The sequence below is a fragment of the Microbacterium sp. NPDC058345 genome (assembly GCF_042723855.1).
Classification (GTDB): Bacteria; Actinomycetota; Actinomycetes; order Actinomycetales; family Microbacteriaceae; genus Microbacterium.
In genome coordinates this window covers 437,304-452,278 of the sequence record NZ_JBHXIG010000002.1, presented here as the reverse complement: position 1 = coordinate 452,278, position 14,975 = coordinate 437,304, and the positions used below count along the sequence as shown (strand labels likewise).

At 69.9% G+C, this 14,975-nt stretch carries 12 protein-coding genes; 7 read left to right on the top strand and 5 right to left on the bottom strand.

The window, feature by feature from the left end:
- Nucleotides 1-6: 6 nt before the first annotated feature.
- The 3 genes from sucB to ACFWH5_RS09795 form a co-directional block, all read right to left on the bottom strand.
- Nucleotides 7-1,782, bottom strand: a complete 1,776-nt coding sequence (gene sucB / locus ACFWH5_RS09805; protein ID WP_378834302.1) for a 2-oxoglutarate dehydrogenase, E2 component, dihydrolipoamide succinyltransferase — start codon at nt 1,780-1,782, stop codon at nt 7-9.
- Nucleotides 1,783-1,852: 70 nt separating this feature from the next.
- Complete coding sequence (gene lpdA, locus ACFWH5_RS09800) at nt 1,853-3,226, bottom strand: dihydrolipoyl dehydrogenase (RefSeq protein ID WP_378834301.1); 1,374 nt, start codon at nt 3,224-3,226, stop codon at nt 1,853-1,855.
- A complete protein-coding gene (locus ACFWH5_RS09795) occupies nt 3,226-4,704 on the bottom strand; it encodes a leucyl aminopeptidase (RefSeq protein ID WP_378834300.1) in 1,479 nt (492 codons plus the stop codon). The genes lpdA and ACFWH5_RS09795 overlap by 1 nt, the downstream gene beginning before the upstream one ends.
- Nucleotides 4,705-4,817: 113 nt before the next feature.
- On the opposite strand from ACFWH5_RS09795, the gene ACFWH5_RS09790 reads away from it, so the two are divergent.
- The 4 genes from ACFWH5_RS09790 to murJ all read left to right on the top strand — a co-directional run bounded on the left by ACFWH5_RS09790 (nt 4,818) and on the right by murJ (nt 9,507).
- On the top strand, nt 4,818-5,741 hold the full coding sequence (locus ACFWH5_RS09790; protein WP_378834299.1) for a proteasome assembly chaperone family protein: 924 nt from the start codon (nt 4,818-4,820) through the stop codon (nt 5,739-5,741).
- Nucleotides 5,742-5,906: 165 nt separating this feature from the next.
- A complete protein-coding gene (locus ACFWH5_RS09785) occupies nt 5,907-7,175 on the top strand; it encodes an RNA polymerase sigma factor (protein WP_378834297.1) in 1,269 nt (422 codons plus the stop codon).
- On the top strand, nt 7,175-7,870 hold the full coding sequence (locus tag ACFWH5_RS09780; RefSeq protein WP_378834296.1) for a coenzyme F420-0:L-glutamate ligase: 696 nt from the start codon (nt 7,175-7,177) through the stop codon (nt 7,868-7,870). The genes ACFWH5_RS09785 and ACFWH5_RS09780 overlap by 1 nt, the downstream gene beginning before the upstream one ends.
- A gap of 56 nt (nt 7,871-7,926) precedes the next feature.
- Nucleotides 7,927-9,507 (top strand): murein biosynthesis integral membrane protein MurJ, encoded by a 1,581-nt coding sequence (murJ, locus tag ACFWH5_RS09775; protein WP_378834295.1) that lies wholly within the window; start codon nt 7,927-7,929, stop codon nt 9,505-9,507.
- A gap of 60 nt (nt 9,508-9,567) precedes the next feature.
- Here the strand turns inward: murJ and ACFWH5_RS09770 are convergent, their stop codons facing one another.
- The gene (locus tag ACFWH5_RS09770) at nt 9,568-10,590 is read right to left on the bottom strand and encodes a sugar-transfer associated ATP-grasp domain-containing protein (RefSeq protein WP_378834293.1); all 1,023 of its coding nucleotides are present in this window, start codon (nt 10,588-10,590) and stop codon (nt 9,568-9,570) included.
- A gap of 100 nt (nt 10,591-10,690) precedes the next feature.
- Between ACFWH5_RS09770 and ACFWH5_RS09765 the strand changes: the two genes are divergently transcribed.
- Together ACFWH5_RS09765 and ACFWH5_RS09760 are read left to right on the top strand one after the other, a co-directional pair.
- The gene (locus tag ACFWH5_RS09765) at nt 10,691-11,407 is read left to right on the top strand and encodes an alanine racemase C-terminal domain-containing protein (RefSeq protein ID WP_378834292.1); all 717 of its coding nucleotides are present in this window, start codon (nt 10,691-10,693) and stop codon (nt 11,405-11,407) included.
- Nucleotides 11,407-12,420, top strand: a complete 1,014-nt coding sequence (locus tag ACFWH5_RS09760) for an alanine racemase (RefSeq protein WP_378834290.1) — start codon at nt 11,407-11,409, stop codon at nt 12,418-12,420. The genes ACFWH5_RS09765 and ACFWH5_RS09760 overlap by 1 nt, the downstream gene beginning before the upstream one ends.
- Before the next feature lie 42 nt (nt 12,421-12,462).
- Here ACFWH5_RS09760 and ACFWH5_RS09755 read toward each other — a convergent pair whose 3' ends face one another.
- On the bottom strand, nt 12,463-12,675 hold the full coding sequence (locus ACFWH5_RS09755) for a hypothetical protein (protein ID WP_378834289.1): 213 nt from the start codon (nt 12,673-12,675) through the stop codon (nt 12,463-12,465).
- Between the two features lie 181 nt (nt 12,676-12,856).
- Between ACFWH5_RS09755 and ACFWH5_RS09750 the strand changes: the two genes are divergently transcribed.
- Nucleotides 12,857-14,935, top strand: coding sequence for a type IIA DNA topoisomerase subunit B (locus ACFWH5_RS09750; RefSeq protein WP_378834287.1), 2,079 nt, complete (start codon nt 12,857-12,859; stop codon nt 14,933-14,935).
- The last annotated feature ends 40 nt before the right edge of the window (nt 14,936-14,975 follow it).

The window sequence follows — 14,975 nt, the reverse complement described above, 5'->3', positions numbered from 1 at the left end:
GCGGTGTCAGGCCCCGAGGTTCGCGGCAAAGTCGGCCGCCTCGAGGCGGTTCTTGATCGCACCGAGGAAGCGCGCCGCGTCGGCGCCGTCGATCGTGCGGTGGTCGTACGAGATCGCGAGGTACACGTACGAGCGCACCGCGATCGCGTCGACGCCGTCGACCGTCACCACACCGGGGCGCTTGAACACCGTGCCGGTGCCCAGGATCGCCGACTGCGGCAGGAACACCAGCGGCGTGTCGAAGAGCGCACCGCGCGAGCCGGTGTTGGTCACGGTGAAGGTGCCGCCGGCCAGCTCGTCGGGCTTCAGCTTGTTGTCGCGCGTGCGGGCGGCGAGATCGGCGATCTCGTGCGCGAGCTGCGCGAGGTTCTTCGTCGCCGCGTCGCGCACCACAGGGGTCAGCAGACCACGCTCGGTGTCGACCGCGATCGAGACGTTCTCGGTCGGCGGGTAGACGATCTTGTCGCCGTCGACGGTCGAGTTGATGATCGGGAACGCCTGCAGCGCCTCGGCGGCGGCCAGCGTGAAGAACGGCAGGAACGAGAGCTTGTCACCCGTCTTCTTCTGGAAGTCGTCCTTCACCGCGTTGCGGTAGGCCGCGAGCTTGGTGACATCGACCTCGACGAAGGTCGTCAGCTGGGCGGTCTGCTGCATGGAGGCGACAGCACGCTCGGCGACGACCTTGCGCAGGCGCGACATCGGCTGCGTGGTGCCGCGCAGCGGCGACACCTCCAGCGGGGCCGGCGCCGGAGCGGCGGGGGTGGCGGGCGCCTGGGTCTTGGCCTCGGCCGCCTTGAGCACGTCCTCCTTGCGGATGCGGCCACCCACGCCGGTGCCCTTCACAGACGTGAGGTCGACGCCCTGCTGGCTGGCCAGACGGCGCACCAGGGGAGTGACGTAGAGCGTGTCGGAATCCGACGTCGGCTCTGCCGGGGTCGCCTCAGCGGGAACCGGTGCAGCGGGGGCGGCCGCCGACGGTGCGGGTGCCGCGGGGGTGGCCGGGGCCGGCGCGGGTTCCGCGGCGGGTGCCGGCGCGGCGGCGGGAGCCGCTTCTGCCGGGGCCGCTGCGGGCTCGGCAGCGGGTGCAGACTCGGCGGCGGGTGCGGGCGCGGCCGGAGCAGCGGCTGTGGGAGCGGCGCCGGATCCGATCCGGGCGAGTACGGCGCCGACGGCGACGGTCTCGTCCTCGGCGGCGACGATCTTCTGAAGCTTTCCGGCGACCGGCGACGGGATCTCGGTGTCGACCTTGTCGGTCGAGATCTCCAGCAGCGCCTCGTCGACGGCCACGTCATCGCCCACCTGCTTCAGCCAGCGGGTGACGGTGCCCTCGGTGACGCTCTCGCCGAGTTCGGGGAGCACGACATCGGTCGCGTCACCGGACGGCGCGGCGGCGGGCTGCTGCTCCGCGGCGGGAGCGGCGGCCTCCTGAGCGGGTGCGGCCTCGGCGGGCGCAGCGTCCTGGGCGGGAGCCGCCTCCTGTGCGGGCTGCTGCTCCGCGGCGGGGGCAGCGGCCTCGGGTGCGGATCCGGTCGAGCCGGCGCCGCTGCCGTCGCCGATGCGTGCGAGCAGAGCACCCACCTCGACGGTCTCATCCTCCGCCACGAGGATCTCCTCGATGACGCCGCTGACGGGAGAGGGGATCTCGGTGTCGACCTTGTCGGTCGAGATCTCGAGCAGGCCCTCATCCGCCTGCACGGTGTCGCCGACCTGCTTGAGCCAGCGGGTGACCGTACCCTCGGTGACGCTCTCCCCGAGTGCGGGAAGGACCACGGGTGTGCTCATGACGGAGTCTCCTTCAGAAATTCTTTGTGACGCCCCCAGCTTAGTGACCTGGGAGCAGGGTTGGTGGGGTTCAGAGTGCGTGGAGCGGTTTTCCGGCGAGCGCGAGGAAGGCCTCGCCGAGCGCCTCGCTCTGCGTCGGGTGCGCGTGGATGAGCGGGGCGATGTCCTCCGGGTGCGCCTCCCACGCGACGGCCAGCTGGCCCTCGGTGATCAGTTCGCCGACCCGATCGCCGAGCAGATGCACGCCCAGCACGGGGCCGTCCTTCTGGCGGACGACCTTCACGGTGCCGCCGGTGCCGATGATCTCGCTCTTGCCGTTCCCGGCAAGGTTGTACTCGTACGAGACGACCGCGTCGGCGCCGTGCGCCGAGATCGCGGCCTCCTCGGTGATCCCGACGGATGCGACCTCGGGGCTGCAGTAGGTGACCCGCGGGATGTGCGCCTCCGGCAGTGCGGCGACCTGCATGCCCGCGATGCGCTCGGCGACCGCGACGCCCTGCAGGAAGCCACGGTGCGCGAGCTGCAGCCCGGGGACGATGTCGCCGACCGCCCACAGGCGATCCACGCCGGTGCGCAGCTGTTCGTCGACCGTCACGAACCCGCGGTCGAGGGTGACGCCGGCCTCCTCGAAGCCGAGACCGGCGGTCGCCGGGCCACGGCCGACGGCCACCAAGAGATAGTCGGCCCTGAAGGACGTGCCGTCCTCGAGGGTCACCGTCACCTGGGTGTCGTCCTGCTCGGCCTTCTGGAAGCGCGTACCCAGGTGGTACGCGATGCCCTTGCGGCGGAAGGCGCGCTCGAGGCCCTTGCTGAGCGCGACGTCCTCGTTCGGCACGAGATGCGGCAGCGCCTCGACGATGGTGACCTCGGCGCCGAAGGAGTGCCAGACGCTGGCGAACTCGACGCCAATGACACCGCCGCCGAGGACGATCACCGAGCCGGGCACCTCGTCGAGGTCGAGTGCCTGCTCGCTGGTGAGGATGCGCCCGCCGATCTCGAGTCCTGGCAGGGACCGGCTGTACGATCCGGTGGCCAGCACGACGTCGGCCCCGACGTAGCGGTCGTCGCCGACGGACACGGAGCGATCGGCCTCGAGCCGGCCCTCGCCATGCACGACGGTGATGCCGCGGGCCTTGATGAGGCCCTCGAGACCCTTGTACTTCTTGGCGACGATGCCCTCACGGTAGGTGCGCACGCCGCTCGCGTCGATCCCGGTGAGGCTCGCGGCCACGCCGACGGATGCCGCGCTGCGCACGTGGTCGGCGACCTCCGCGGCGTGCAGAAGGGCCTTCGTCGGGATGCAGCCGCGGTGCAGGCAGGTGCCGCCGACCTTGTCCTTCTCGATCAGGACGACCTTCTTGCCGAGTTCGCTGGCGCGCAGTGCGGCGGCGTAGCCGCCGCTGCCGCCACCGAGGATGACGAGGTCGAACTCGTGGATGGACATCATGCCTCCTGACCGGCGGACGCGCGGGCGAACGCGACGAGAGAGCGGACCGTCGCGCCGGTGGGCCCCTTCTCGGTGAAGCCGTACGCCGAGCCCTTGTGCTCGGCGGAGCCGGCGATGTCGAGGTGCACCCAGGGGATGCGGGGAGCGTCGTCGGCGTCGCCGGTGCGGCCGACGAAGCGCTGCAGGAAGAGCCCGGCGAACAGTGAGCCGCCGGAGCGGTCGCCCATGTTCGCGTTGACCATGTCGGCGATCTGCGACTCCAGCGACTCCTCCATGTACTCCGGCAGAGGCAGGCGCCACGCGAGCTCGCCCACGGCGTCTGCGGCGGCGAGGTACTCGGCGACCGCGTCGTCGTTCCCCATGACGCCGGTGTGGCGCATCCCGAGACCGACGATGATGGCGCCGGTGAGCGTGGCCACGTCGATGATCACGTCCGGATTCTCGCGGCTGGCGGCGACGAGTCCGTCGGCCAGGACGAGGCGGCCCTCGGCATCGGTGTTGAGCACCTCGACCGTCTGGCCGTCGAGCATGCGCAGCACGTCGCCGGGCCGGGTCGCGCGTCCCGAGGGCATGTTGTCGGTGATGCACATCCAGGCGGTGACGCGCACCGGCAGCTGCAGGGCGGCGATGGCGCGGGTGGCCGCGAGGATGGTCGCCGCCCCCGCCATGTCGAACTTCATGCCGACCATGCTGGCCGCGGGCTTGAGCGACAGACCGCCGGTGTCGAAGGTGATGCCCTTGCCGACCAGCGCGATGTGACGCGTGGCGCCGGCAGGGGCGTAGTCCAGCCGCACGAGTCGTGCGGGGCGGTCCGAGCCGCGGGCGACGCCCAGGATGCCGCCGTACCCCTGCTCCTCGAGCTGCTGCTCGTCGAGGATCTGCACCTCGACCGGCAGGGCGGCGACGGCCTCGGCGGCCGAGTCGGCCAGCTGCGCGGGGCTCTGCCATTCGGCGGGGGTGTTGACGAGGTCCTTCACGAGCGCGACGGCGTCGGCGATCGCGCGGGCGTGCTCGAGGGCGTCGTCACCGAGTCCGGCGGCGTGCAGCACGAGGGACTCCGCGCGGGCCGGTTTCTTCTCCGAGCGGTAGTCGTCGAACCGGTAGCCGCCGAGAAGGGCGCCCTCGGCCGCCGCGTCCGCGAAGCGTTCCAGACCGGGAGCGAACCCGATCGACACGCGGGCGAACCCGGTGAGGCTGCGTGCGGCCGTGGCCGCTGCGTCGCGCACCGAGGATGCGTCGGGGGACTTGCCCGCGCTCACCACGGCCAGCGGCAGCGCGGTGACGGCGGGGAGGTGCACTCGCGTGTACGCGGAGGCGGTGCCCTTGTAGCCGACGGCCGAGAGGGCGTCGGCCAGACCCTCGTACTCCGACAGCGCGTCGGGAGAGGTGTCCGGATCGGGGATGACGAGCACTGCGGCGTCCGCAGCGCTTCCTGGGAACGGATCGGTCGTGTGCGAGATCACGGGAAGCGTCATACCTCCATCCTAGGGAGCGCGCTCGGGCGGGCGCCGCGCGGAGCGCTTCGGGTGTTCGCTGTCAGCATGAGAGTGGCATGCCGATGCGGTGCGGCGGCTCGTAGCATGGAGGCATGCCCTTCTCCGCAGAGCTGTACGAACCGGTCGCCGGCGCACCCGACGTGCCGACCGGACTGCCTCTGATCGTGCTTCTCACCGGTTTCACGGATGCCGGGAGTGCCGTCTCCGGCCTGATCGACCACCTGCACGAGACGACCGACCCTCAGCCGCTGGCCGTCTTCGACAACGACGTGCTGCTCGACTACCGGGCGCGCCGTCCGGTGATCGTCTTCGACCAGGACCACCTGACCGAGTACCGACCCGCCCGACTCGAGCTCTCGCTCGCGCACGATGCGCTCGGGCAGCAGTTCCTGCTGCTGTCGGGCTACGAGCCGGACTTCGCCTGGAACGCCTTCGGCCGCGTGGTGGTCGACTTCGTCGACGCGTTCCAGGTCTCCGGCGTGGCGTGGGTGCATTCCATCGCCATGCCGGTGCCGCACACCCGCCCTCTCGGGACGACGGTGAGCGGCAACCGGCGTGACCTTGTCGCCGCGCACTCGGTGTGGCGGCCACGCACCCAGGTGCCGTCCACGGCGGGTCACCTGCTGGAGTACCGCCTGGTCGAGCACGACGTGCGCGTCGCCGGCTTCGTGCTGCTCGTGCCCCACTACCTCGCCGACACCGAGTATCCCGACACGGTGCTCGCCGCGGCGGACAAGCTGATGATCGCCACCGGTCTGGTGCTGCGCATGGATGAGGTGCAGTCGCGCAGAGAGGACTACGTCGCCCGCGTCGAGGAGCAGGTGCAGGGCAACGACGAGCTGACGCAGATGGTGCACACCCTCGAACGCCGGTACGACGCGTACATGGCGGGGACGACTGTGGACGGTGAGGAGCGCATCGACGAGCGCGATCTGCCCAGCGCAGATGAACTCGCCGCCGAACTGGAGCGCTATCTGGCGACGCGACGCCCGGGGGATGAGGACAAGCTCGGCTGATCAGCCGGGCGGATCTGCGGACGATGACACCTCACCCTGCCGGGTGTGTGATAATGGACGTCCGACCCATTGTCAACCATCGCTTTCGAGCGCTGAGCTTGACAAGGGTCTTACTAGTGTCCGAAATGGCCCGGGGTGTGTGCACCGCCCCGTGAAAGGCGAAACGTGACTCCTGCCACGACCAAGAAGACCCGGACGACCACGAAGAAGACGGCCGCTGACGCGGAGACCCCTGAGGTCGAGGCGCCCGCCGCCGAGGCGCCCGCGAAGAAGGCGCCCGCCCGCAAGACCGCGGCGAAGGGCGCCGACAAGCCCGCCGCGAAGAAGACCGCGACCAAGCGGGCCAAGAAGGACGACGAGCCCGAGGTCGACGAGGAGGCCGCCGAGGCGGCATCCGACCATGAAGAGGAGGAGGGCGACAAGAAGCCCGCCTTCACCGAGCCGCTGCCCACCGGCGCCATCGTCATCTCGTCGAGCGACGAGGACGACGTGCCGGTGTACTCGACGCAGATCACCGGTGCCACCGCCGACCCGGTCAAGGACTACCTGAAGCAGATCGGAAAGGTCGCGCTGCTGAACGCGGCCGAAGAGGTCGAACTGGCGATGCGCATCGAGGCCGGCCTGTTCGCCGAGGAGAAGCTGTCGGTCATGTCGGCGGCCGAGAAGTCCAGCCAGCTCGGCCTCGACCTGCAGTGGGTCGCCCGCGACGGCCAGCGCGCGAAGAGCCACCTGCTCGGTGCCAACCTGCGTCTGGTCGTCTCGCTCGCCAAGCGCTACACCGGTCGCGGCATGCAGTTCCTGGATCTGATCCAGGAGGGCAACCTGGGCCTCATCCGCGCTGTCGAGAAGTTCGACTACACCAAGGGCTTCAAGTTCTCGACCTACGCCACGTGGTGGATCCGTCAGGCGATCACCCGCGCCATGGCGGACCAGGCGCGCACGATCCGCATCCCGGTGCACATGGTCGAGGTCATCAACAAGCTCGCCCGCGTGCAGCGGCAGATGCTGCAGGACCTGGGTCGCGAACCCACTCCCGAAGAGCTGTCGCGCGAACTCGACATGACCCCCGAGAAGGTCGTCGAGGTGCAGAAGTACGGCCGCGAGCCGATCTCGCTGCACACGCCGCTCGGCGAAGACGGCGACAGCGAATTCGGCGACCTCATCGAGGACACCGAGGCCGTCGTGCCGGCCGACGCCGTGGGCTTCACCATGCTGCAGCGTCAGCTCGAGCAGCTGCTGGACTCGCTCTCCGAGCGCGAGGCCGGCGTGATCCGGATGCGCTTCGGCCTGGGAGACGGGCAGCCCAAGACCCTCGACCAGATCGGCGACACATTCGGCGTGACGCGCGAGCGGATCCGCCAGATCGAGTCGAAGACGATGGCCAAGCTGCGTCACCCGAGCCGTTCGCAGTCGCTGCGGGACTACCTCGAGTGATGGCCGAGGCGAACCAGGGGAAGGCCCTCAGCGTCGAGATCGACGGCGTCTCATACCAGCGCATCCCGATCCGCACGCGCGTCGTCATGCCCGGCGACGACCTCGACCAGATCGTGCGGGAGTACACCGCGGGTCAGGTGCAGCCCGGCGACCTGCTGTTCGTGACGGAGAAGATCGTCGCGATCACGCAGGGCCGCTCGTACCAGATCGACGAGATCACGCCGCGGAAGCTGGCGCGCTTCCTGTCGAAGTACGTCACCCGCACCAGCTACGGCATCGGTCTCGGGATGCCCGAGACCATGGAGATGGCCCTGCGCGAGTGCGGCACGCCCCGCATCCTGCTCGCCGCGGCGGTCTCCGCCGTGACCAAGCTGTTCGGCCGCCGCGGGGATTTCTATCGCGTCGCCGGATACAAGGCGCGGTCGATCGACGGGCCGACGTCGCACACCATTCCGCCGTACAACACCGCCGTCGTGCTCGGGCCCGAGCGACCCAGGGAGGTCGCCCGTCATGTGCAGACGCTGCTCGATGCGCGGGTCGAGGTGGCGGTCGTCGACATCAACGACATCGGCGGCAACATCCTGGGGTCCACGCTCGACCGCGCGGGAGAGCAGCGTCTCGTGCGCATCCTCAAGGACAACCCGCTCGGTCAGGGGCACGAGTCGACGCCGATGGGCGTCATCCGCACCGTCTGAGAGCGCGGCCCGGTGCGGTGCACGCGCCGGGCCGCCCTGACCCAGGAAGGCGACCCATGAGTCACGGCCGCGCCAGCGCCACGATCGCTGCGGGAACCCTCGCGTCGCGACTCAGCGGACTGCTGCGCGCGGTGGTGCTGGTCGCCGCGATCGGCTCGGTCGGCAAGGCCTCCGATGCGTTCGCCGTCGCCAATCAGCTGCCGAACAGCATCTACCAGGTGATCTCGGCGGGTGTGCTCACCGGCGTGATCGTGCCGCAGGTGGTGCGCGCGAGCGCACAGAAGGACGGCGGGCACGCCTTCCTCGCCAAGCTGCTGACCCTGGGCACCCTGATCGTCGGTGCCATCACGGTGGTCGCGACGGTCGGCGCGCCCCTGCTGATCGACCTGTACGCCGATTTCGGCACGGCGCAGCACGCGCTGGCCACGCAGTTCGCGTACTGGTGCGTGCCGCAGCTGTTCTTCTACGGGATGTTCGCGCTGCTCGGCGAGATCCTCAACGCCCGCCGGGTGTTCGGTCCGTACGCGTGGGCGCCCATCATCAACAACGTCGTGTCGATCGCGGGTTTCGCGCTGTTCATGGTGCTGTTCGGACAGGACCGCAGCACGCTCGAGGGCTGGTCACCCGCGATGGTGCTGATGCTCTCCGGCACCGCGACGGCCGGCGTCATCGCGCAGACCATCGTGCTCGTGCTGTTCTGGCGGCGCGTCGGCATCCCGCTGCGTCTGGACTTCCGTTGGCGCGGCATGGGGCTCGGCCACATGGGGCGGCTGGCCTTCTGGACCTTCCTCACGACGCTCGCCGGTCAGATCGTCGGCATCGTGCAGTCGCAGACGGTCACCCCGGCGTCAGGTGAGAACGCCGCGGTCGCGGCCTCGCAGTACGCCTGGCTGGTGTTCATGGTCGCCTACTCGCTGGTGGTCATCGCCGTCGGCACGCCGTACTTCACCCGCATCAGCGAGCACGCCGCCGCCGAAGAGCATGTCGAGTTGCGCGAGACGGTGCGGCAGTCGATCCGCATCCTCGGTCTGCTCATCGTGATCGCCACTGCGGCCATCGCCGTGGCCGCTCTGCCCGCGTCGCGCATCTTCAGCAACAGCGCGGCCGATGCCGTCGCGATCGCGCCGCTGCTGCTGGCATACCTGGTCAGCCTGCTGCCGCTGGCGGTGCTCTACATCGTGCAGCGCACCTTCTACGCCTACGGCGACGCACGCACGCCGTTCATCTACACGCTCGTCCAGGCGGGCCTGGTGCTCGTGCTGACCCTTGCCGTGGCGCTGACGACGCCGCTCGAGCAGCGCGCCGCCGCGGTGGCCCTCGCGCAGTCGTTCGCGAGCACCGTGCAAACCGTGATCGCCGCGATCCTGCTGCGCAGGAAGTTCGGCTCGTTCGGCCTCGGTCCGACCTGGCTCGCGCTGTGCCGCTTCGTGCTCATGGCGATCCCCGCCGCCGCGGCGGGCTGGGGCGTCTTCCTGCTGACCGGGGCCGCGGACGGCTGGATGCTGCAGGACAAGCTCTGGGGTGCTCTGGGGGCAGCGCTCATCGCCGTCGTGACCGGCGGAGTCTACGGCGCGCTGCTGGCGGCGTTCCGCGTGCCTGAACTCGGGGCTGCGCTGCGGATGCTCCGGCGGCGCTGAGCGAGTCGAGGCGGTCGCCGCGGTCGATCCCCCTGGAGGTGCCGGAGCGAACCGGCCGCGTCAGAATCCGATCGCGGCGCGATAGCGCGGCTTGTGCCCGGTGCGGATGCCCGACACCGACGGCTTGTTCTCGTAGACGCCCGCGCCCCAGTTGCCCTCGACGAGCACCGGCCCCTCGGGGGTGATCACGATGTCCCAACCGACGTACTGGATCTGCGGCACGACGCGCGCCACCTGGTCGATGAACGCGACGAGCTCGTCGAACATCGGCAGCTGGAAGTCGGCGATCGGAAAGCCCGAGTCCGGGTGGTGCTGGTGCACGTGCCCGTGCGAGTCGTAGCCGGCGGAGCGGGCGTGGCCCTTCTCATCCAGCATCGTGTAGAAGCCGCCGTATGTCATCTGGTCGCTGACCGCGCCGCGCCCGAACTTCTGCGCCACGGCGAGCACGTGCGCGCGCTCTCCGTCGAAGAACGCGGTCACGCGGGTGGTGTTGACCGTGCCGGGGCAGACCGCCGACAGGTCGTCATGCTGCACGATGACCTGCTCGACGAGCAGCTCACCCCGCTGCAGCAGCTCGCGGTGGAACCCTTGCCAATCAGTGACGTCCGCGGCGTGATAGCGCTTGACGCCCGTGCCGGCCTGTCCCATCGGCGTCTTCGTGATGAGCGTGCCGTGACGACGGGCGAACGCCTCGAGCTCGGCCGCGTTGCCGTCTTCGACCTGCATCCATTCGCGGCGCAGGAACGCGTCGAACGTGCGGTTGAACGCGAGCTTGTCCTGGAACAGGTGGCGGTAGGCCTCGGCGTCGTACTTCTGCGAGAGCTGGTTCGAGACCGGGTGGGTCATGTAGGTGGCGCGTTCCGCCGCGGTGAGCATCGCGAAGTCGTAGTCGACGTAGTCCTGGAAGCCCACGTTCTTGAACGCCGCACTCCACAGCATGTCCGCGACGACCGCGGGGACCGCCTTGCCGTGCTGTTCGTGCACCTCCCTGGCCCGGGTGAGCACCGAACCCACGTCGATGCGGCGGGCACGGCCGACGAGATAGCGCAGGCGGGGCATGACGCCAAGGCCGTTGGCAGGCATTCGTTCTCCAGATCGTCAGGCGAAACCCCCATTCTAAACGGCGCCCGCTGAGCAGCCGGTGCTCACCGGGCAGTCAGAGACCCGCACATAGACTCGACGGGTGGCAATTCATCGCAGCACGGCGACCCGGGCCGTGATCTCCCGCTCGGCCCTGTCGGCGGCGGCGGATGATGCGGTCGCGAGCGGCGGACGCGTCGCGGATCTGCGTCGGGACGCGTTCGGGCACGGCCTTCTTCCTGTGGCCCGCGCGGTGCTCGGCGCGGGGGTGGAGCGGGTGCGCGTCGACGACGACGACCAGGAGCGGATGCTTCGCGGGCATGGCCTGAACGCGACCACGCGCGATGAGCCCGACATCGATCCCGCGCTGCTGTACGGCCTGCCCGACGACGCCGCCCCGGAACGCCGGCCGGTGATGCGGCTCGCCGGTCGCGTCATGTCGCTCAAGCCGCTGCGTCGCGGGGAGGCCGTCTCGTACGGCTACACGCACCGCGCGCCGTCCGACACCACTGTGGCGCTGGTGACCGGCGGCTACGCGCAGGCGATCGTGCGGGCTTTGGGCAATCGCGCGGACGTCGAGGTGCTCGGCACGCTGCGCCCCATCGTCGGTCGGGTGGCGATGGACGTCTGCGTCGTCGACCTGCAGGATCCCGGGCATGCGACGTCGAGCGACATCAAGCCCGGCGCCGAGGTGACGTTCTTCGGCGGCACCGGCCCCGCGCGGCGTGCCCTGAGGGAGTGGTCGACAGCCACAGGACTGACGACGACCGAGCTGGTGTGCGCCGCCGGACTTCGCGCGAGCCGGGGGGAGGAGGATTGATGGCCGCACAGCTGGACATCTCGACCGAGGCCTTCCTCGACAACATCCGCGCCGTCGCCGAGCGCACCGCCCCCGCGGAGCTGATGCTCGTCACCAAGGACGACGCCTACGGCCACGGTCTCGACTGGGCGGTGCCGGCCGCGCTCTCGGCGGGACTGGAGTGGTTCGGATCGTACGACGTTGCGTCCGCGCTGCGCGTGCGGGAACTCGCCCCGACCGCACGCGTGTTCGCCTGGGCGACCTCCACGGGCGAGGAGATCCGCGAGGCGATTGACGCGGAGGTGGATCTCGGCGTCGGCAGCACCGAGTACCTGCACCGCGTGATCGCCGGCGCCGAGAGGCGCACGCGCCGAGTCCGCGTTCATCTCAAGATCGACACCGGGCTGCACCGCAACGGGCTGCGTCCCGAGGAGTGGGCGGACGCGGTGGCCGCGGCGCGGCGCGCCGAAGAGGCCGGCATACTCCGGGTCACCGGGGTGTGGAGCCACCTCGCCGAGGCGAGCGACGCCGAGGACGACGACGCCCAGCGGGAGTTCCTGACCGCCGTGGCGGCGCTGCGGGCTGCGGGCGGCACACCCCGGCAGCTGCATCTCACCGCCTCGGCGGCATCGTGGTGGCGACCCGAGCTGCGCGGGTCGCTGTGCCGCATCGGGGCGTTCTGCTACGGCATCCGCTCGGCCGACGGTCCGGACCTCGAGGGGATACTGCCCGTGGCATCACTGACGGCCGACGTGATCGATCTCCGCGATGACCACGTGCGGATCGGCATCGGCGCCCTGGACGGACTGCCGTCCACTCTCACGGGAGCCGCGATCGGCAACGGCGCGCGCATCCGCCGGGTGGACGGCACCTGGACCGAGCTGGAACCGTGGCGCGGAGCGCGGCGCGGAGAGACCGTCGAGGTCTTCGGCGCGGGGACGGTCAGCGCCACCGACCTGGCCGAGCGCATCGACACGGTCGGCGAGGAGATCCTCACCCGGGTGTCGCCCCTGGTGCCGCGCCGATACACGTGACGCCCAGGGCGTCGCCCCGGGCGTCTGCGCGAATCGCGATTGTCAGACCGTGTCGATGAGACGGGCGGTCTCGTCGTGCCAGCTGGTGGCGACCGCGCGCAGCTTCTCTTCGTACTTGCGTCCGTGGTGGGCGCAGAACAGCAGCTCCGACCCGTTCACCTCCGCGGCGATGTAGGCCTGCGCCCCACAGGAGTCGCACCGGTCCATCGCGGTGAGGCGGTACTCGACGGTCTCGCGTTCGGTCGTAGCGTTCATCTCGGTGCCTCCTCGGGTGGTCGGATCGTTGAGATCGTTGCTCAATACAACCACGACGCGTCTGTATGCATGCCCGGTGTGCGGCGTGTTTCGCTGTGCGCGTACGGCAGCGCCGCCGACGGGCGAGCACCGGGGAGTGTCGCGAGGGTCCGTGTCGCCGGGCGGAATAGGATGGGGGATTGTGACCGCCGAGTATTCCGCCCATCATCTCCAGGTGCTCGAAGGGCTCGAAGCGGTCCGTAAGCGCCCCGGCATGTACATCGGGTCGAACGGCTCGCCGGGGCTCATGCACTGCCTCTGGGAGATCATCGACAACTCCGTCGACGAGGCGGTCGCCGGCAACGGCGCGCGGATCGACATCATCCTGCACGAGGACGGCAGCGTCGAGGTCCGCGACCGGGGCCGTGGCGTGCCCGTCGACGTCGAGCCGCGCACCGGTCTGACGGGTGTCGAGGTCGTCTACACCAAGCTGCACGCCGGAGGGAAGTTCGGCGGCGGCTCCTACGCGGCATCCGGCGGTCTGCACGGCGTGGGCGCGTCGGTGGTCAACGCGCTCTCCGAACGCCTCGACGTCGAGGTCGACCGCGGCGGCAAGACCTATGCCATGTCGTTCCACCGCGGCGAGCCCGGCGTCTTCGCCGACAAGGGCGAGCCGCGCCCCGATGCCCCGTTCACCCCGTTCGAGCAGCGCAGCGAGCTGCGTGTGGTCGGCAAGGTCGCCAAGGGGGTCACCGGAACGCGGGTGCGCTATTGGGCCGACCGCCAGATCTTCACCAGGGACGCCGCGTTCCAGCTGCCCGACCTCGAGACGCGCGCGCGGCAGACGGCCTTCCTCGTTCCCGGGCTGGAACTCGTCATCCGCGACGAGCGCCACGAGGAGCACAACGAGACCTCCTTCCACTATGAGGGCGGCATCTCCGCGTTCGTGGACTATCTCGCCACGGACGCGCCGGTGACCGACACCTGGCGGCTGCAGGGCAGCGGGTCCTTCACCGAGACGGTCCCGGTGCTGCAGCCCGACGGCCACATGAAGGCCACCGAGGTCGAGCGCGAGTGCACCGTCGACATCGCGCTGCGCTGGGGCACCGGCTACGACACGACCACGCGCTCGTTCGTGAACATCATCGCCACGCCCAAGGGCGGTACGCACCAGCAGGGTTTCGAGCAGGAGCTGCTGAAGACACTGCGCAGCCAGGTCGAACAGAATGCGCGCCGGCTGAAGGTCGGCGGTGACAAGCTCGAGAAGGATGACGTCCTCGCCGGCCTCACCGCCGTGCTGAACGTCACCGTGCCGGAGCCGCAGTTCGAGGGACAGACCAAGGAGGTGCTCGGCACCCCCGCGGTGCGCGCGATCGTCGCGAAGGTCGTGCGTCAGGAGCTCGCGCAGCGCTTCACCTCCACCAGACGCGACGACAAGAACCAGGCGTCGATGCTGCTCGACAAGGTCGTCTCGGAGATGAAGGCGCGCGTGTCGGCGCGCGCCCACAAGGAGACCCAGCGGCGCAAGAACGCCCTGGAGTCCTCGTCGCTGCCGGCCAAGCTCGTCGACTGCCGCTCCAACGACGTCTCGCACAGCGAGCTGTTCATCGTCGAGGGCGACTCGGCGCTCGGCACCGCGAAGAACGCGCGCAACAGCGAGTATCAGGCGCTGCTGCCGATTCGCGGCAAGATCCTCAACGTGCAGAAGGCGTCGGTGAGCGACATGCTCTCGAACACCGAGTGCGCCTCGATCATCCAGGTCATCGGCGCCGGCTCCGGCCGGTCGTTCGATCTCTCCGCGGCCCGCTACGGCAAGGTGATCCTGATGAGTGACGCTGATGTCGACGGCGCGCACATCCGCACCCTGCTGCTGACGCTGTTCTACCGGTACATGCGGCCTCTGATCGAGGACGGCAGGGTGTTCGCCGCGGTGCCGCCGCTGCACCGGGTGATCGTCGTCAACCCCGGCTCGAAGCCCAACGAGACCGTCTACACGTACAGCGAGCAGGAACTGCACGCCCTGCTGGCCAAGCTGCGCAAGCAGAACAAGAGCTGGCGCGAGCCGATCCAGCGGTACAAGGGTCTCGGAGAGATGGATGCCGAGCAGCTCGCCACCACGACGATGGATCGCTCCGGGCGTCTGCTGCGTCGGGTGCGCATGGAGGACGCCGAGGCGGCGGGTCGTGTGTTCGAGCTGCTGATGGGCAATGAGGTGGCTCCGCGTCGTGAGTTCATCGTGGACTCCGCCGACCGCCTCTCGCGCGAGTCGATCGACGCCTGACGACGGGCGCCATCCGCCGGCCGCTGCCGTGTCGGGCGCT

Bases quoted from the DNA above. Each gene is read 5' to 3' on its own strand.
- sucB (WP_378834302.1), bottom strand. From the start codon at position 1,782: ATGAGCACACCCGTGGTCCTTCCCGCACTCGGGGAGAGCGTCACCGAG.
- lpdA (WP_378834301.1), bottom strand. From the start codon at position 3,226: ATGTCCATCCACGAGTTCGACCTCGTCATCCTCGGTGGCGGCAGCGGC.
- ACFWH5_RS09795 (WP_378834300.1), bottom strand. From the start codon at position 4,704: ATGACGCTTCCCGTGATCTCGCACACGACCGATCCGTTCCCAGGAAGC.
- ACFWH5_RS09790 (WP_378834299.1), top strand. From the start codon at position 4,818: ATGCCCTTCTCCGCAGAGCTGTACGAACCGGTCGCCGGCGCACCCGAC.
- ACFWH5_RS09780 (WP_378834296.1), top strand. From the start codon at position 7,175: ATGGCCGAGGCGAACCAGGGGAAGGCCCTCAGCGTCGAGATCGACGGC.
- murJ (WP_378834295.1), top strand. From the start codon at position 7,927: ATGAGTCACGGCCGCGCCAGCGCCACGATCGCTGCGGGAACCCTCGCG.
- ACFWH5_RS09770 (WP_378834293.1), bottom strand. From the start codon at position 10,590: ATGCCTGCCAACGGCCTTGGCGTCATGCCCCGCCTGCGCTATCTCGTC.
- ACFWH5_RS09760 (WP_378834290.1), top strand. From the start codon at position 11,407: ATGGCCGCACAGCTGGACATCTCGACCGAGGCCTTCCTCGACAACATC.
- ACFWH5_RS09755 (WP_378834289.1), bottom strand. From the start codon at position 12,675: ATGAACGCTACGACCGAACGCGAGACCGTCGAGTACCGCCTCACCGCG.